At 59.2% G+C, this 17,498-nt stretch carries 16 protein-coding genes; 12 read left to right on the forward strand and 4 right to left on the reverse strand.

Annotation, left to right across the window (positions count from 1 at the left end; genetic code table 11):
• Positions 1-36: 36 nt before the first annotated feature.
• Positions 37-1,680 (reverse strand): exonuclease domain-containing protein, encoded by a 1,644-nt coding sequence (locus HMPREF2878_RS02330; protein WP_070652771.1) that lies wholly within the window; start codon positions 1,678-1,680, stop codon positions 37-39.
• A 323-nt stretch (positions 1,681-2,003) separates the two neighbouring features.
• Here HMPREF2878_RS02330 and HMPREF2878_RS02335 point away from each other — a divergent pair, with 323 nt between their 5' ends.
• A complete protein-coding gene (locus HMPREF2878_RS02335; RefSeq protein ID WP_005510305.1) occupies positions 2,004-2,246 on the forward strand; it encodes a HigA family addiction module antitoxin in 243 nt (80 codons plus the stop codon).
• A 172-nt stretch (positions 2,247-2,418) separates the two neighbouring features.
• On the opposite strand, the gene glgX is transcribed toward HMPREF2878_RS02335, so the two are convergent.
• Positions 2,419-4,560, reverse strand: coding sequence for a glycogen debranching protein GlgX (glgX, locus tag HMPREF2878_RS02340; protein ID WP_048734718.1), 2,142 nt, complete (start codon positions 4,558-4,560; stop codon positions 2,419-2,421).
• 274 nt (positions 4,561-4,834) lie between these two features.
• Between glgX and HMPREF2878_RS02345 the strand changes: the two genes are divergently transcribed.
• The 5 genes from HMPREF2878_RS02345 (at position 4,835) to HMPREF2878_RS02365 (ending at position 10,158) form a co-directional block, all read left to right on the forward strand.
• Positions 4,835-6,331 carry a methylmalonyl-CoA carboxytransferase subunit 5S gene (locus tag HMPREF2878_RS02345; RefSeq protein WP_070652772.1) on the forward strand — a complete coding sequence of 499 codons (1,497 nt, stop codon included), beginning with the start codon at positions 4,835-4,837 and terminating at the stop codon, positions 6,329-6,331.
• A gap of 23 nt (positions 6,332-6,354) precedes the next feature.
• Positions 6,355-7,968 carry an acyl-CoA carboxylase subunit beta gene (locus tag HMPREF2878_RS02350; protein WP_070652773.1) on the forward strand — a complete coding sequence of 538 codons (1,614 nt, stop codon included), beginning with the start codon at positions 6,355-6,357 and terminating at the stop codon, positions 7,966-7,968.
• Positions 7,968-8,273 (forward strand): hypothetical protein, encoded by a 306-nt coding sequence (locus tag HMPREF2878_RS02355; protein WP_016422965.1) that lies wholly within the window; start codon positions 7,968-7,970, stop codon positions 8,271-8,273. The genes HMPREF2878_RS02350 and HMPREF2878_RS02355 overlap by 1 nt, the downstream gene beginning before the upstream one ends.
• 71 nt (positions 8,274-8,344) lie before the next feature.
• Positions 8,345-8,704 carry a biotin/lipoyl-containing protein gene (locus HMPREF2878_RS02360; protein WP_016422964.1) on the forward strand — a complete coding sequence of 120 codons (360 nt, stop codon included), beginning with the start codon at positions 8,345-8,347 and terminating at the stop codon, positions 8,702-8,704.
• A gap of 89 nt (positions 8,705-8,793) precedes the next feature.
• Positions 8,794-10,158: a Na+/H+ antiporter family protein gene (locus HMPREF2878_RS02365; RefSeq protein WP_049193985.1), complete on the forward strand. Its 1,365-nt coding sequence runs from the start codon at positions 8,794-8,796 to the stop codon at positions 10,156-10,158.
• A 40-nt stretch (positions 10,159-10,198) separates the two neighbouring features.
• Here the strand turns inward: HMPREF2878_RS02365 and HMPREF2878_RS02370 are convergent, their stop codons facing one another.
• Complete coding sequence (locus tag HMPREF2878_RS02370) at positions 10,199-10,867, reverse strand: TetR family transcriptional regulator (RefSeq protein ID WP_224783712.1); 669 nt, start codon at positions 10,865-10,867, stop codon at positions 10,199-10,201.
• 193 nt (positions 10,868-11,060) lie between these two features.
• Here HMPREF2878_RS02370 and bioB point away from each other — a divergent pair, with 193 nt between their 5' ends.
• The 6 genes from bioB (at position 11,061) to nadC (ending at position 16,838) form a co-directional block, all read left to right on the forward strand.
• Entirely contained in the window at positions 11,061-12,068 is a 1,008-nt protein-coding gene (gene bioB / locus HMPREF2878_RS02375; protein ID WP_049193982.1) for a biotin synthase BioB, read from the forward strand.
• Complete coding sequence (locus HMPREF2878_RS02380; protein WP_070652774.1) at positions 12,055-12,357, forward strand: biotin synthase auxiliary protein BsaP; 303 nt, start codon at positions 12,055-12,057, stop codon at positions 12,355-12,357. Before bioB ends, HMPREF2878_RS02380 begins: the two co-directional genes overlap by 14 nt.
• A 75-nt stretch (positions 12,358-12,432) precedes the next feature.
• Entirely contained in the window at positions 12,433-13,011 is a 579-nt protein-coding gene (locus tag HMPREF2878_RS02385; RefSeq protein ID WP_070438944.1) for a hypothetical protein, read from the forward strand.
• 292 nt (positions 13,012-13,303) lie between these two features.
• Positions 13,304-14,380, forward strand: a complete 1,077-nt coding sequence (nadA, locus tag HMPREF2878_RS02390) for a quinolinate synthase NadA (protein WP_070438948.1) — start codon at positions 13,304-13,306, stop codon at positions 14,378-14,380.
• 58 nt (positions 14,381-14,438) lie between these two features.
• Positions 14,439-15,950 (forward strand): L-aspartate oxidase, encoded by a 1,512-nt coding sequence (locus HMPREF2878_RS02395; RefSeq protein ID WP_246821891.1) that lies wholly within the window; start codon positions 14,439-14,441, stop codon positions 15,948-15,950.
• A gap of 6 nt (positions 15,951-15,956) precedes the next feature.
• Positions 15,957-16,838: a carboxylating nicotinate-nucleotide diphosphorylase gene (gene nadC / locus HMPREF2878_RS02400; RefSeq protein ID WP_048734667.1), complete on the forward strand. Its 882-nt coding sequence runs from the start codon at positions 15,957-15,959 to the stop codon at positions 16,836-16,838.
• A gap of 34 nt (positions 16,839-16,872) precedes the next feature.
• Here the strand turns inward: nadC and HMPREF2878_RS02405 are convergent, their stop codons facing one another.
• Positions 16,873-17,448: a hypothetical protein gene (locus HMPREF2878_RS02405; RefSeq protein WP_048734664.1), complete on the reverse strand. Its 576-nt coding sequence runs from the start codon at positions 17,446-17,448 to the stop codon at positions 16,873-16,875.
• Positions 17,449-17,498: the final 50 nt, after the last annotated feature.

The raw sequence follows: 17,498 nt of genomic DNA on the forward strand, positions 1-17,498 counted from the left end.
GCCGTCCGAATGCGAATTTTTTCTCGTGAACGTGGCCTAGAAGGGTGGCATTCCGTCATCGCCCGGCAGGGAAGTGGAACCAAACATTGGAACCGACTCACTGGAGTTGTCCCCGGTGCTGGCGCTAGGTGTTCCTTCCGCAGTGTCTCCCGCTTCGGACGCGCCATCCTCTTCCGGATTCAGCCCGAGTGCGGTGAAGAGCTCCTTCTCAGTCCAAATCTGGATTTCCTGGCCTTCGGCCTGCAGCTGTCGAGCCCTCTTCTCCTTCGACGTCACCGAATCCCACGGACCGGCGACCAAAATGGTCGTTTTCTTCGTGACACCCTTATTGATATTCGCACCTGCAAAGGCGATCTTATCCCACAGAAAACCCTTGTCATACGGTGCAAAATCGCCGGTCAGTGTCACCCGCTGCTGGTACAGCAGGCCGCTTGGATCCGCGTCCGGATTCGGGTCTGGAATGGTGTCCGGTGTCTTTGCCGCATCCCATTTCGCATTGCGACGCGGCCGACGTGACGGCGCGGAACTGCCGGACTGCGCACCAGCACCAGCACCAGTTCCCGCGTTGGTCCCGGCACCAGTGCTGGCGACGCCAGCCGGGTCATAGCGCACCATCCGCACTCGTCCACTGCCAATCTGGCCCAAGCTCAGCGAGACCTTCTGGCTCAAATCAGCCACCGATGTTGCGCGCTGCTGCTCCATCAACCACAGCGCTACCTCAGCACATGCGACCGCATCTGCCGTCGCATCATGATGATTCTCCAGCGACGCCCCCGCGGCCTCCGCCAACGTCGGCAGCTTCAAGTTGGGCAGCCCCAACTGCATCTGCCGAGCCCACATATAAGTACACGCAAAATTCAACTTCGGTGCTGGAATGCCTTCCGTCCGGCACGCCCGCGACAGGGCTGTGAAATCAAACCGCGCATTGTGAGCAACTACGTCCAAATCCCCAACGACGTCAACAAACTTCGCCAGCTGCTCCGGAAATGACGGCTCACCGGCCACATCCGCCGCCGTGATGCCATGAATCGCGACATTGGCTTCATCAAAATACTCCAGCCCCTTTGGCGGACGGCACATCCAGGAATAACGCTCCGTCACCTTCCCGCCACGCACGACCGCAACGCCAAGCTGAATAATCGAGCCGGTGTCTTCGTTCGCTGTCTCTACATCGAACGCCGCAAACGGTGCGATGTCCGACGCCGCAACCTCATCCCCCGTAGGAAGCGGTGCAAAAGGCACAGACTGCTTTACGACGTCGCCCGCGCCCTCAACCACACTCACGCCTTCGGTGACCGCCGCACGCTGTGCCACCCACGGCATCAACGTGGAAGTAAAAGCATCTGCTGAGTTGTAGAACTCCGGATTCTTGGCCATCTCCGCCACGAGGTCTGCCAGCAACTGCGCTGCTGCCTGACGATGAGGCATCACACGGGCCTTTGGCAAAGCTACTCCGAGGTCCACCGTGCCGGGGAAAAAGCGGTTGGCCGGAGTGTAGACACCGTTTTTACTTGCCGATGCGACCTCCGCAACGTCGGCAAGCGGGAGGGGCTTCGCGGGGTCGGTGCTAGCCGTGTTGATGGTGTGGGTAAGGCGGAGCCCATCTGCGGTAATAGTCACCGTGTCGCCTGTGAGCTCGAAGACGACGGCGGGCTCGGAGGATGGCGTGGTCGTAGTCATGCACTAGATGGTAGCGCCGATGGCGGATTGAGCCCCATAGAGGCTGCGGTACCTGCGGTTCTCGCCGAGTACACATGGCTTCCGACAATGTGGAAATGCCCACAAAAATAGGAATATTTATGGAGCGTTCGGACAGTGGGGGTGTCTGTACCCCTGAAAACCACATGTTTTGGGGGGTTAAATGTCCGGATGCATTTTGAGCGGGCGCTCCTTATACTTTTCGACGAACGGCGGTAACTGGTCGTTCGAGCTTTCGAGCTCAAGCGTAGGGCAAAGCGGAAACAACGTATGCCAGTGAAGCGATGAAATAAGGAGTAAACATTTTGAGCACGCATCCTGTGCACCCTGGTTCTATCTTGAACGATAATTTCCTCGAGCCGCGACACCTCTCTATCTACCGACTGGCTCTTGCCATCGGCGTGCCAAGCTCAACTCTGGAGCGCTTTCGCACCGGCCGCACTGCGGTCACTACTGACCTCGCAAATCGACTGTCCGACTACTTTGACACCGAGCCGGAGTACTGGTTGAACTCTCAGGCGGAGTTCAATATGCGCGCATCTGCGTAAGAAGACTTCACGCCAGCTCGGCTCCCGCAGTGCTGTGTTGACCCAAACCCTGTTTTGAGTTGAACTCAGAGCCGAAAATCCCCTGTCAGTGGAAGAAAAGCCTTCCGCCGACAGGGGATTTTTGTGTAGGAACCAACCCAGGCCCAGGCCCCTACACCCAACGCGGACGCGGCTAGTGTCGCTCGATCAGCACGATGGTAGAACGGGCTGGCACGCGGAGCTCGCCTTCTGGCTCAACGATGCGCTCGCGGGTCGGGCGACCCGTGATCTCTGTGGTGTCGATGATGACTTCCCAGCTGTGTGCGTATTCGGTGCCCGGAATTTGGAACATGATGTCCTCGTGGTGGGCGTTGAAGCACAGCAGGAAGGAGTCATCCTCAATCCTGTGACCTCGGCGGTCAGGCTCAGTGATGGCATCGCCGTTGAGCCAGACCATCAACGACTTGCCGAAGTCGAAGTTCCAGTCATCGGTCGTCATGACACGACCCTCATAGGTCAGCCAGGCAATGTCACGATCGTCGGTTTCCGCACCGAGCGGGCCACCGCGCAGGAAGCGGCGGCGTCGGAAGACTGGGTGTTCCGCACGCAGCTCAGTCAGGAACTGGGTGTATTCGACCAGTTCAGAGTTGGTACGAGTCTGATTCCAGTCGACCCAGGCCAAACGGTTGTCCTGGCAGTAGACGTTGTTGTTGCCCTTCTGGCCACGTCCCATTTCGTCACCGTGGCTAATCATCGGAGTGCCCTGGGACAGCAGGAGAGTGGTCAGGAAGTTACGATGCTGGCGAGCGCGCAGCGAAATGATGCGCTCGTCGTCGGTCGGGCCTTCCACACCGCAGTTCCACGAACGGTTGTGGGACTCGCCATCGCGGTTGTCCTCGCCGTTGGCCATATTGTGCTTCTCGTTGTAGCTGACCAAGTCATTGAGAGTAAAACCGTCATGCGCGGTCACGAAGTTAATCGACGCAGTTGGGCGGCGGTCATTGTTTGCATACAGGTCCGAGGAACCGGTGATACGTGAAGCGAACTCGCCGAGCGTGGATGGCTCACCGCGCCAGAAGTCGCGGATAGTGTCGCGGTACTTACCGTTCCATTCAGTCCACTGCGGTGGGAAGTTACCGACCTGGTAGCCACCTTCGCCGACATCCCACGGTTCTGCGATGAGCTTGACCTGGCTGACAATCGGATCCTGCTGCACCAAGTCAAAGAAGGCAGAGAGGCGATCCACATCGTGGAATTCTCGAGCCAGGGTGGATGCCAAATCGAAGCGGAAGCCGTCGACATGCATCTCGGAGACCCAGTAGCGCAGCGAATCCATGATGAGCTGCAGCGAGTGCGGGTGGCGCACATTCAGGGAGTTACCGGTGCCGGTGTAGTCCATGTAGTGCTGGCGATCGCCTTCGACCAGGCGGTAGTAGGCCTCGTTGTCGATGCCTCGGAAGCAGATGGTTGGGCCCATGTGGTTGCCCTCGGCGGTGTGGTTGTAGACCACGTCGAGGATAACCTCAATGCCGGCATCGTGAAATGCGCGCACCATGCCCTTGAACTCGCTGACTGCTCCGCCTGGCTTTTGGGAAGCCGAGTAGTCCTGATGTGGTGCTAGGAAACCGAAGGTGTTGTAGCCCCAGTAGTTGCGTAGCCCCTTTTCGCGCAGGTGGTCGTCCTGGAGGAACTGGTGGACCGGCATCAGTTCGATAGCCGTGACACCAAGGTCCTTGAGGTAGTCAATAATCGCCGGATGCGCGAGACCGGCATAGGTACCACGTAGCTCCTCCGGAATATCCGGGTGAGTCATGGTCATGCCCTTGACGTGGGCCTCGTAAATCACGGTCTCGTTGTACGGCGTGCGAGGTGCGCGGTCAGCGCCCCAGTCGAAGAATGGGTTGATGACCACGGAGGTCATGGTGTGTCCCAGGCTGTCCTCGGTGTTGCGCTTCGAGTGGTCATGAATGTCATAGTTGAACAGTGATGGGTGACCGTCGAATTCGCCGTCGAAAGCCTTGGCGTATGGGTCGACCAGCAGCTTGTTGGGGTCGCAACGCTTACCGTTGGCCGGATCGAATGGGCCGTGTACGCGGTAGGCGTAGCGCTGGCCCGGCATGATGGACGGGATGTAGCAGTGCCAGATATGCGCATCGACTTCTTCCAACTCAATGCGTGTTTCTTCGCCTTCGGCGCTAATCAGACAAAGCTCAACCTTTTCCGCAACGTCGGAAAAGAGTGCAAAGTTGGTGCCAGCGCCGTCGTAGGTAGATCCGAGCGGGTAAGGCTCACCCGGCCATACTTGATAATCGCCGACTGTATTTGCTTGGTTCATGTGACTACCTTAACCGTTTTGTAAAAAACATGAGCCTTTTTCGGTCCCGTGTGGGCGCGCCATCCGTCCCATCTGTCGAGCGCAATTCGCAAAAACGACCCCCAAGGAAAAATTCGAGTCGAACGATTAAGAGCATAAACTTCGCGTGAAAATAAGTATTTAACCCTGCAAGTGGGCAATTTGACACTCTAAACGCACCTTGGCGGGCGCCGAATCCCCAATATTCGCGGTCACCAACGCGCGAAGATCCCCAAAGGCCTTTACTTTTGGAGTTATGAGTCCACGAACCATTGGTGTAACGGAAGTAGCGTTCCGAGACGCTCATCAGAGCCTCATGGCAACGCGAATGGCTATGGAAGACATGGTCGATGTCTGTGAAGAAATGGACAAGGCCGGTTTTTGGAGTGTGGAGTGCTGGGGCGGCGCAACCTTTGACGCCTGCATCCGCTTCCTTAATGAAGATCCCTGGGAGCGCCTGCGGACATTCCGCAAGCTGATGCCGAACAGTCGCCTGCAGATGCTGCTGCGCGGCCAGAATCTTCTCGGTTACCGCCACTACGAGGACATGGTGGTTGACAAGTTCGTCGAGAAGTCCGCTGAAAACGGTATGGACGTATTCCGTGTTTTCGACGCGCTCAACGACCCACGCAATCTCGAGCACGCCATGCGCGCGGTCAAGAACGTCGACAAGCATGCGCAGGGCACGATCTGCTATACGACGTCTCCGCTTCACGACGTCGACGGGTACGTTAAGCTCGCTGGTCGTCTACTGGATATGGGGGCGGACTCCATTGCGTTGAAGGACATGGCAGCGCTGCTGAAACCTCAGCCGGCTTACGACATCATCCGCGGCATCAAGGAAACTTACGGCGAGGACACCCAGATTAACGTCCACTGTCACTCGACCACCGGTGTCACGATGGTGACTTTGATGAAAGCCATCGAAGCTGGTGCGGATGTCGTGGACACGGCAATTTCGTCGATGTCGCTGGGCCCGGGGCACAACCCGACCGAGTCGCTGGTGGAAATGTTGGAGGGAACCGACTACACCACCGACCTGAACATGGATAACCTGATCACCATTCGTGACCACTTCCGCAAGGTGCGCCCGAAGTACGCAGAGTTCGAGTCGAAAACCCTGGTCAATACCGACATTTTCATGTCGCAGATCCCCGGCGGCATGTTGTCGAACATGGAAAACCAGCTCAAGGCCCAGGGCGCGGGCGACCGCGTCGAAGAGGTCATGCGTGAAGTACCGATTGTCCGCAAGGACGCCGGTTACCCGCCGCTGGTGACTCCGAGCTCGCAGATCGTCGGCACGCAAGCTGTGTTTAACGTGCTGATGGGACGCTACAAGGTTATGACGGCTGAGTTCGCTGACCTCATGCTCGGCTATTACGGGCAGTGCCCGGGTGAGCGCAACCCAGAGCTGATTAAGCAGGCAGCGGAACAGACCAAGAAGGAAGAAATCACGGTTCGCCCGGCTGATCTTCTCGAGCCAGAGTGGGACGACCTGGTCGAGCAGGCCAAGGAGCTCGACGGTTACAACGGCACCGCCGAAGACGTCCTGACCAACGCACTGTTCCCATCCGTCGCACCGGGATTCTTCACCACGCGCGGCGAAGGGCCGAAGAACGTCGGTAAGACTGCCGAACAGCTCAAGCGCGAGGCGGAGCAGGCCTCTGGTGCTGCCAATGTCATTCGCGAGCCAATTCGCTACAAGGTTACCGTTGGCGGTCGCTCACAGACCGTCCAGGTGGAACCCGCCTAGGAACATCGGGAGAAGAGATAGCAATGTCGCAAAGTTCAGCAAACCAGCCGAATTCGGCGGATGCCGTCGCGCCGGGAGTCGATGCCTCGATGGCGGAGCGCCTGGATTTTTTGGATGCTCAGCGTCGCCGTGTTGAGGCCGGTGGCGGTGAAGCCCGCCAGGCCAAGCAGCACGAACGTGGGAAGATGACTGCCCGCGAGCGTATCGACAACTTCGTCGACGAGGGCACTTTCCGTGAAACCGGCATGTTCATGACTCACCGCACCACCGACTTCGGCATGGATACTGCCGACGCGCCTGCCGACGGTGTGGTCACCGGCACTGCCGCGGTTCTCGGCCGGGCAGTGCACGTGGCCTCCCAGGACTTCACGGTCATGGGTGGCTCCGCTGGTGAAACGCAGTCCCGCAAGGTTGCGGCCACCATGCGCGCTGCTGCCGACAACGGCACTCCGTTCGTGTTTATCAACGACTCCGGTGGTGCTCGCATTCAAGAGGGGATTGACTCTCTGTCGGGCTATGGCCAGGTCTTCTACAACAACGTGTGGCTATCCGGTCTGGTGCCGCAGATCTCCATCATTGCAGGCCCATGTGCTGGTGGCGCTGCCTACTCGCCAGCGCTGACCGACTTCATCATTCAGACTCGCAAGGCACAGATGTTCATCACCGGCCCGGGCGTTATTAAGTCTGTGACCGGCGAGGAAGTCACCTCCGAGCAGCTCGGTGGCGCTGATGCGCACATGGCCAAGGCCGGCAATATTGACTTCGTTGCCGACGATGACGAGCAGGCCATCCTGATTGCGCAGAAGCTCTTAAGCTTCCTGCCACAGAACAACACGGAAGAGCCGCCAATCGTGGATCCGGTATTCGACGCCGAGCCGGATCCAGAGCTCCGCGACATCGTCTCCGTCGATGGCAAGAAGGGCTACGACGTCCGCGAGGTCATCATCCGTATCGCCGACAATGGCGATTTCCTCGAGTGCCAGGCGGGTTTTGCCACCAACCTGGTTGTCGGCTTTGGTCGAGTTTTGGGCCGTACCGTGGGCTTTGTCGCCAACCAACCGAACGTGATGTCCGGTGTGCTGGACATCAATTCCTCGGACAAGGGCGCAAAGTTCATCCGCTTCTGCAATGCCTTTAACATCCCGCTGGTCACCCTGGTTGACGTTCCTGGCTTCATGCCGGGCGTCACCCAGGAGCATGGCGGCATCATCCGCCACGGCGCAAAGATGCTCTACGCATACTCCGCAGCGTCTGTGCCCAAGGTGACCGTCGTCATGCGTAAGGCCTACGGCGGTGCGTACCTGGCGATGTGCTCGAAGGACCTCGGTGCGGACTACGTATTCGCATGGCCGACCGCGGAAATTGCGGTGATGGGCGCAGAGGGCGCGGTCAACGTGGTCTTCCGAAAGGAAATTGCCGCCGCGGGCGACGAGGAAGAGCAGGCGCGCGTGCGCGACGAGCGTATCGCCGAATACAAGACACGCTTCTCGACGCCGTATGTCGCCGCCTCGCGCGGACTGGTCGACGACGTGATTGACCCGGCGGAAACCCGCCTGCGTGTGGCTGACGCACTGTCGGTTCTGCGTAACAAGCGCGAGGTTCGCCCGGCCAAGAAGCACGGATTGGGGCCACAGTAATGTCTGACGGCATCGGTGAGATTAAGGAGCTGCGAGCGCTCGTCGCTGAACTGACCGACCGGTTGGATGCGACCTCGACAAGCTTGCAGAAGGCCACGGCACGACTGAATCAGGCAGAGAGCGAGTTGGCTGAACTGCGCAAACGCGTGGACGCAGATATCCCCGAGGATACTGTCATCGCCATTTCGGCAGCGGTGTCTGCGTACCTGGGCAATCGCGGCAAGGTGAAGGCAATTCGATACAACCGCCATAAGACGTGGGCTGCGCAGGGACGCCAGATCCAGCAGCAGCGCAACCTGCGTTAGTTGGAAATTTTCGATAACCGACTTAATTGAGTCTGACTCATTGACTTTTGTTACGTGAGGATTGTTGAGCCATGAAATTGAAAGTGACTGTCGGCGGCATTGCCTACGATGTCGACGTTGAAGTAGTTGAGGAGCCCAAGCGTCTTTCGCCCATCGTGTTGGGTGGATCGTCGAGCGCTTCCGTTGAGCCGGCCACCGCTAGTGTCTCGGGTGTCTCCGCCAATTCGGTGGTGGCGCCACTGGCAGGTTCGGTCAGCAAGATTTTGGTCGAGGAAGGCCAGAAGATTGAGGCTGGGGAGGTGCTGCTCATTCTCGAGGCAATGAAGATGGAAACCGAGATTACGGCCCCGGCTGCAGGCACCGTCGGCTCTATTCATGTTGAAGTCGGCGACGCAGTGCAGGGCGGCCAGGGACTCGTCTCGATTGATTAGCCGCATTAGCCGGGGTGTAAAGATTTTGGGGTGAAATCTTTCTAGCCCCGGTTGCTGGAAATACTTAAGGTTGCCTTAATATTTTCCTTATGAATGCCGTTCTTCTCGCCGTTTTGGTGATGCTAATCCTGGCGGTCTGCCGGGTACACGTTGTGCTAGCGCTGTTTATTGGCGCCTTAGTCGGTGGTCTTTCCGCCGGTATGGGGCTCGATGCCACAATGGTTGCCTTCCAGGAAGGCCTCTCTGGTGGTGCGAAGATTGCCCTGAGCTATGCCATGCTGGGTGCCTTTGCCATGGCAGTGGCATCCTCCGGGCTGCCCAAACTGCTGGCCGATTGGCTGATTGCCAAGATCGGCACGGAGGATGAAGGCGCTAAATCTAAGGCAGAGGCATGGACCAAGTGGGGCATGGTCGCCGGCATTTTGGCCATGGCGATCATGTCGCAGAACCTCATCCCAGTTCACATTGCGTTTATCCCGCTGATTATTCCGCCGCTGTTGCCGGTATTTAACCGCCTCAACATCGACCGTCGAATGATTACCAGTGTGATGACCTTCGGTTTGGTCACCACCTACATGTGGGTTCCGGTCGGATTCGGTTCCATCTTCTTGAACGACATCCTGCTGGGGAACATCGAGAATGCTGGCCTTGATGTTTCCAATATCAACATCATGATGACGATGGGCATCCCGGCTCTCGGCATGCTGGCCGGTCTGGCCATTGCCGTATTTTTCTCCTACCGGAAGCCGCGGCATTACGAAGATCGGCCGATTGCCCAGTCCTCACACGCAGAAACCCAGTCTGACGAACCGGTGTCGAAGTACCGAGTTATCGTTGCTCTCGTTGCAATCGTGGTGACTTTCGTCGTCCAGATTGTGATGAATTCTATGGAGACCGATGCCGATCCGTTGCTGATTGGTGCACTCACTGGTCTGGCAATCTTCATGTTCACCGGCGCCGTGCGCTGGCGTGAGGCGGACGACGTGTTCACCGCCGGTATGAAGATGATGGCCCTGATTGGTTTCATCATGATTTCTGCACAGGGCTTCGCCTCGGTGATGTCGGAGTCCGGCCAGATCGAGCCGCTGGTGACCGCTACTGCAGAGCTGTTTGCGGGCAACAAGCCTGCCGCTGCATTCGCCATGCTGGTCGTTGGTCTGGTGGTCACGATGGGTATTGGTTCGTCCTTCTCGACGTTGCCGATTATCGCCATCATCTATGTGCCGTTGTGTCTGTCGCTGGGCTTCTCGCCGATGGCTACCGTCGCCATCATTGGTACTGCAGGTGCTCTAGGTGATGCTGGTTCGCCGGCATCGGACTCGACGCTCGGCCCGACGATGGGTCTCAATGCCGACGGGCAGCACGACCACATTCGCGATTCGGTTATTCCGACCTTCCTGCACTTCAACCTGCCGCTGCTGGCAGCTGGTTGGGTAGCAGCTCTGGTGCTCTAGCGCCGGGGCTTGACCGTGAGCGTGATTGTTTCAGCGGGGCTTACTGACCTGCAATCCCCTTAGTCTCCGCAACCCCCGCAATTCCGGCGATAAAGAGCTCGGTTCCCAGTGCAATGCGCTGGCGGCCGAGCTCTTTTGTCTGTGTAGCCGTATCTTCAGAGGAAATCTCGACCTCAGCGTCCTTACCGGCGGTGTTCTCGCCACTGGCATCACCATTGTCGGAAACGCCCTTGGCGCCATTTAGATTAAGCGCGATGGCTGTCTGCTGGTCGACTGTCGCACCGAGAATGAAGTACACGAGGACAGACGCGGTATCAGCCGCTGATGGGGTGCTGATGGAGGTTTCGGATGCGTTCTCCAGGACGTCGGCAAGCAGTTGTTCGGGGCGAATCGTGGCGGTGCCCGTAGCGAGCGCGGCCGAGACGACCTCGGCGCCATCCCGATGAGCGGTGAGGCAGGAGTAGAGCAGCTCGGCGACGGCTTCGATGTCGGCACGCCAATCGCCTGTGGCGGAAAACTCTGTGCAGGGAGCCAAGATGCGGTCAGCGACGGCGCCCAGCAGTGCCTGCTTGGAAGGGTAGTGCCAGTACATTGCGCCAGCGGCGGTACCCAAGTGGCGAGTCAGGCGGCGGATCGTGAGATCGCCGAGTCCGTACTCGTTGAGAATGGTGAGAGCTGCGTCGACAATGATGTCCTTGGTCAATTGCACACTGCCTACCGTAGACGAAAGAAGAATCATCTGGAAGATGTCTCAAGGCTGAAATGGGGAGCGTAAATCCGCGACACGACGGGAATTGAACCCTGTTCGACATTCTGTAGCTGCGGTATTAAGTTTGATAACTGTACAACTTCTGAAACGGTGTTCAAGTTTTATCCCCAGCCTCAAGGAGCGTCACCCCCCCATGACTCAACAGCAGCAGGACATTTTGGAACTCGCCCGCGAAAAGGTGCTCGCCCGCGGAGAGGGGCTGAACTACGAGGAGACCCTGGCGGTTCTCAACCTCGACGACGACAGCATCGAGAAACTGCTGGCGCTGGCTCATGAGGTGCGCTTGAAGTGGTGCGGCGAAGAGGTCGAGGTTGAAGGCATTATCTCGTTGAAGACTGGCGGCTGCCCAGAGGATTGCCACTTCTGTTCGCAGTCGGGTCTGTTCGAGTCTCCGGTACGTTCGGCATGGCTGGATATCCCGGCTCTGGTGGACGCCGCCAAGCAGACTGCAAAGTCTGGTGCGACTGAGTTCTGCATCGTTGCTGCAGTAAAGGGGCCGGATGAGCGACTGCTCAGCCAGATGGAACAGGCCGTCGCCGCCATTCAGGCAGAGGTTGACATTAATGTGGCCGCATCGATGGGCATTCTGACGCAGGAACAGGTGGATCGCCTGGCCAAGGCTGGTATTCACCGCTACAACCACAACCTTGAGACCGCCAAGAGCTACTTCCCGCAGGTCGTGACCACCCACACTTGGGAAGAGCGCCATGACACCCTGCGCATGGTCGGCGAAGCTGGCATGGAAGTCTGCTGTGGCGGCATCCTGGGTATGGGCGAGACCCTTGAGCAGCGTGCTGAGTTTGCTCAGGACCTGGCGGCGCTCAACCCGACCGAGGTGCCGATGAACTTCCTCGACCCGCGCCCGGGCACTCCGTTCGCCGGTCGCGAGCCGATGCCAGCTAAGGATGCACTGCGTGCCATCGGTGCCTTCCGTTTGGCACTGCCGAAGACTATCTTGCGTTTTGCTGGTGGTCGTGAGCTCACCCTGGGAGACCTGGGTGCAGAAAAGGGGCTGCTCGGCGGTATCAACGCTGTCATTGTCGGCAACTACCTGACTACGCTCGGTCGTCCGGCGGAGCAGGATCTGGACATGCTTGGCAAGGTACGACTTCCAATTAAGGCCCTCAATGCAACTGTCTAAGCCTCGGCCATCTAGCCCGCGTGCGACGCGGGGTAAGAAAGTCGACTCCACGGAGCTGCTCCAGGCCATGGTGCTGGGAGACGAGCCCAAGTTCGATCCTTTTACCGGCGCCGACCTCCAAGCTGGTGAAGTGCGCGAACGCTCTTATGGTGCAAAAGCTGGATTGGAGGCACCTCGGTTCTGCCAGCTCTGTGGACGTCGGATGGTGGTGCAGGTGCGTCCGGACGGCTGGACTGCAAAGTGCTCGCGCCACGGCGAAGTGGACTCCGTTATGTTGGAGCAGCGATAAAAGGTGCTGGTTGTGCTAGTGCGCCATTCGGGCACGCTAGTACTGGATGTGCGCCGTGAGGTAAGTTTGTCAACTATGACTATGAAAAATACCCGAGTCCCACACGTTGAAAAGCAGAGCGTGGCAATGGCCTCGGGTATTGTTCTCTTCTCCGTTGTAACGGGAGCGATAACGGGAGTGGCCTGGGCGTTTCTGCGACCCAAGCAGCAAGTGCAAATGCTCCCCAATAACCAACTAGCGATTATTCAGGAAACCGTTGACGCTGGTTTTATTGGGCTGCTCTGGTTTGTTGCTGTCACTGCCCTCAGCGGCCTGGTGCTGGGAATCACTACCTTCCGAAACCGTGCCATCACGACCCCTGCACAGATGCTCACAGCAATTGGATGGGCAGGTTTCTCCGCGTTGATGAGCGCAGCAGTGACGTACCTTGTCGGTCAGTCGGTTGCGGCATTGCTCCAGCCGGATCTGGCGGGAATGCAGCCGGGCGATAAGTTCGCGGTGATTCCGGACTTCAAAACCTATGTAGCACTGCTGGTCGCGCCACTGGTTGCCATGCTCGCACTGTGGTCCCGGGTGTTGTTCCAAACGGACTTCACGGAAGGCAACGAGAGCGCTGCGGACAATGCTACGGACGCAGATTCGGTCACTAAGTGAGACAGTGAGGTTCTGCGCGGGGGCCGTCGTAAAGCACTACTTCCTACTGAACAGGGGTAGTTATTGGGAAATAGGCTTATACAAGCCTTACAATTTTGGGAAATAGGCTCGTCCTCGATGCCGGTATTCGCCCCGTTTTAGGGGCATTTTCGATATTGTGTGGCGAGCTTAGGTCTCTTGCACTTGCCCGTTTGAGTCCGCTGCGAATGCCTCCGGGGATCGTTGCCGGTAACGGTGACGGCGTTTTCTCCGGTCGTAGCCACAGCCCATTGAAGTAAGGACGTAGTTTTCCGTGAATACCAGCCTTGCGGCCAATGCTTCCAGCCTGCCGCGCCTTGAATCGGATCTGTATGAATCGGTAGTCGATAAAGATGGCCGCTACGGTGGCGTAATTGCAGATGAGCGCTGGGCTCAGGAGATTAAGCGCCTCGCCCGCGAACGCAATGCCGTAATTCTTGCGCACAACTACCAGCTGCCGGAGATTCAGGATATTGCCGATTACACCGGCGATTCCCTCGGGCTTTCCCGCATCGCTGCGGAAACCGATGCCGATGTCATCGTTTTCTGTGGTGTCCACTTCATGGCGGAAACCGCCAAAATTCTGAGCCCTGAGAAGACTGTCCTTATTCCGGACGAGCGCGCCGGCTGCTCCCTGGCGGACTCCATCACTGCAGACGAACTGGCCGAGTGGAAGGCTGAGAATCCCGGCGCACTGGTGGTCAGCTACGTCAACACCACGGCAGACGTAAAGGCTCTGACCGACATCTGCTGTACTTCCTCCAACGCCGTCGACGTGGTCAAGTCCATCCCGGAAGACCAAGAGATCCTGTTCAACCCGGATCAGTTCCTCGGCGCACACGTTCGCCGTGAGACCGGCCGCGACAACATCAAGGTATGGGCTGGTGAGTGCCACGTCCACGCCAACATCAACGGTGAGGAACTCGCGCACCGCGCGGAGGAGAACGCCGATTCGCAGCTGTTCATCCACCCGGAGTGCGGTTGCGCGAACTCTGCGATTTACCTCGCGGGTGAAGGCACTATTGAGCCGGAGCGCGTGCAGATGCTCTCCACCGGCGAGATGCTGACCGAGGCGCAGAAGCTGAAGGAGAACGAGCCCAACGGCAAGGTGCTCGTGGCCACTGAGGTGGGCATGCTCCACCAGCTGCGCAAGGCCGCACCGGATGTCGACTTTGAGCCAGTCAACGACCGCGCTTCCTGCTCGTACATGAAGCTCATCACCCCGGCGGCTCTGCTGCGCTGCCTCGTTGAGGGCACCGATGAGGTCGACGTCGCCCCTGAGGTCGCCGACAAGGCGCGCGCCTCGGTCGAGCGCATGATCGCCATCGGTAATCCAGGCGGGGGCGAGTAACACGTTTGGTCTGCGCCCATCATTCGACAGTTGGACACTGACGTGTGACTTCCTCGTCATCGGCGGGGGAGTCGCAGGGCTCAGTGCTGCGCGTAGGGCCCTTGAGCTCGGCCTCGACGTGCTGGTTATCGACAGCGTCGAGTGGCGGGTCGGTGCCCGCAAACAGCTGCGTTTCGCCGATGCCGCCACGAATCTCGCACAGGGCGGGCTCGCGGTCGTCGGGCTTGACGACGACCCCAGCGGCCGTGTGGCCAATGGGTTCGACGACACCACTGATTCCCATATCGCGGACACCATCGATGCCGGTGCCGGCCACTGCGATGAAGGGGCCGTGGCTTCTATCATCCGTGCCGGCGCTGCGGCGACCGAGTGGCTGATTGGGCTAGGCGGCACATTTGACCCGGCGCCGGATAACCCGGCCGTATATTCCCGCACCAAAGAGGGCGGACACCACGCGCGGCGCATCATTCATGCCGGTGGTGACGCCACTGGTGCTGAAATTGAGCGCGCCCTAGAAGCCTCAGTTACCGGCGTGCGAGTACTGCAGAACGCTACAGCGCGCCAGCTCATCGTTGGCAAAGACGGCCGCGTGCTGGGGGCGCTGGTAGCGGATCCCCGCGGTGGCGGCGCTATTCGCGCAGGTGCAACTCTGCTGGCTACCGGTGGCGTGGGGCATATTTACCGCGCGACCACGGCGCCCTCGGGCGCCCGCGGTGAGGCTATCGGCATGGCCTCCGACGCTGGCGCGGAGATTCGTGACATGGAGTTTATCCAGTTCCACCCGACAGTGCTCTATGACGAGCGCTCGGCATCAGACGGCACCGGCCGACGCCATCTCATCAGCGAGGCTGTCCGTGGTGAAGGAGCCATCCTCGTCGATTCCCGGGGAAACAGTGTGACCGCCGGCGTTGACCCTCGCGGGGACCTGGCTCCGCGCGATATCGTCTCGCGCGCCATCGCGACTCGCATGCGCCAGCTCGGCGAGGACCATGTCTTCCTCGACGCACGTCACATCGACAACTTCGCCGTCCGCTTTCCGACGATTACAGCGGGCCTAACCGCAGCGGAGATTGATCCGACCAAGGACCTCATACCCGTGGCCCCGGCGGTCCACTACACCTGTGGTGGTATTGCCGTCGACCCATTCGGTGCAACTTGCGTGCTGGGTCTCTTTGCAGCCGGCGAATGCTCCGCGACGGGGCTGCACGGTGCCAACAGGTTGGCTTCCAATTCGTTGCTGGAGGGACTGGTCGTCGGCAAGCGGGTGGCCGAAAAAGTCGCTGAAACACACGCTGTGCCGGTCGGGGACGAGGAATTCGCAGCGGCGGTTGAAGGCCTGCCGCAGCCACGGCCGGAACTGGAACCGCGCCAGCTTTTCCGGTTGCAGACTGCGATGCAGGAAGGTGCTGGTGTAACGCGCAATGAGCAGAGTTTGCGGCAGGCTTTGGCGGTTATCGATCGGCTCCCGCAATCGGTTCAGGTCGTAGCCGCAAGGAAAGTTGTCGAAGCGGCATTGGCACGACCATATACTTTGGGGTGCCACACTTGGTTTGAAAAGGACAGGGATTAGCTAGCCATGACTCTTGAGAAGGACACTCTGCGCGGGGTGCTGAACGAAAACATCACCCGCGGACTCATTCGGACGGCACTGCAGGAAGATATGAGCTTCGGGCCGGATGTGACCTCGCTGTCGACAGTCTCGGCAGCTGCGCAGGCACGCGCCCGGCTGGTGGCCCGGCAAGAGGGCGTTATCGCGGCTATCGATGCGGTGGAGTGGACGCTGCAGGAGGTCATCTCGGGTGAGTTCACCGTCGAAAAGCACGTTGAAGATGGCACCCTGGTGCGTCCTGGCACAGTGCTGGCAACGATTTCTGCGCCGACTCGGGGGTTGCTGACTGCTGAGCGGACAATGCTGAATATCCTCACGCACGCCAGTGGTGTAGCTACTGCGACGCGCCAGTGGGCTGACGCAATCGTTGGCACCGGTGCGCGGGTGCGCGATTCCCGAAAGACACTGCCGGGTCTGCGCAACCTGGAAAAGTATGCGGTGACCTGCGGTGGTGGAATTAACCACCGCTATGCATTGGGCGATGAGGCACTGATTAAGGACAACCACGTGGTGGCCGTCGGTTCCGTGTCCGGTGCGTTGAAGAGGGTGCGGGCTCAGTATCCGGAGCTGCCGTGCGAGGTGGAAGTCGATACCCTCGCACAGCTCGATGAAATCCTGCCGATGAAGCCGGACATCGTCATGCTGGACAACTTCGAGGTCTGGGAGACCCAGATCGCGGTGCAGCGCCGCTCGCAGATTTCTCCGGCCACCCAGCTGGAGTCCTCTGGTGGACTGACCATCGATGTGGCTCGTGAGTACGCGTCCTGTGGTGTCGATTACCTGGCTGTGGGCGCGCTGACCCACTCGGCCAAGGTGTTCGATGTCGGACTCGACTTCGACGAGCAGTAGCTGAATCAGCCCCGGTTTCGCCTCGTAGCTTCGCCTACAGGCGACGGGCGATCTCTGCCCCAATCTCGCTTAGTGCCGACCCCCAGCGCTCCCGTGATTGCTCATCACAGGTTTCCTGTGCGCGGTAAAGCGCCTTCTCCGCAGCACCGACATCGCCCAAATGCAGGTGGCACTGTGCAATTTGTGCAAGCAGAGGCACGGCCTGGATATTGAGCTTGTCGGACTGGAAAAGTCCCGCCGCTAACTCCAGGTGATCAATGGCGCGCCCCTGATGTCCTCGACGAATCTCTGCCTGGCCGTTCAAGGTGTGCCACATCGCCCAGCGCAAGTGGCGCGGTGGGGTGTCCGCGGTCGGCTCGAAGCCGTCTTTTTCCAGGTTATCCAGCAGATCCAACCAATCCGCGGCCTTGTCCATCAGCTTTGGTGCAGAGCCACGGATGGGGCGCCCCAGACTGTCGGTCTGCGGGGCATCAGCCTTGTCGCCGAGTTCCTCGAACCCCTGCATCAGAGTTAGGGCTGCTTCCCAGAGGTTGTTTTCCTCAGCCAATGCCGTGGCGGCGTCGAAAAGCTGCTGCGGGCTAGAAGTCGCGGAATCACCAGAAGTAGTCATGACCTAACACTCTACTTTGTGTCACCGCCAGTACCGAAGTGGGCGGGGCG

The organism is Corynebacterium sp. HMSC065H09, from assembly GCF_001812845.1.
In the GTDB taxonomy this organism is placed as follows: domain Bacteria; phylum Actinomycetota; class Actinomycetes; order Mycobacteriales; family Mycobacteriaceae; genus Corynebacterium; species Corynebacterium jeikeium_D.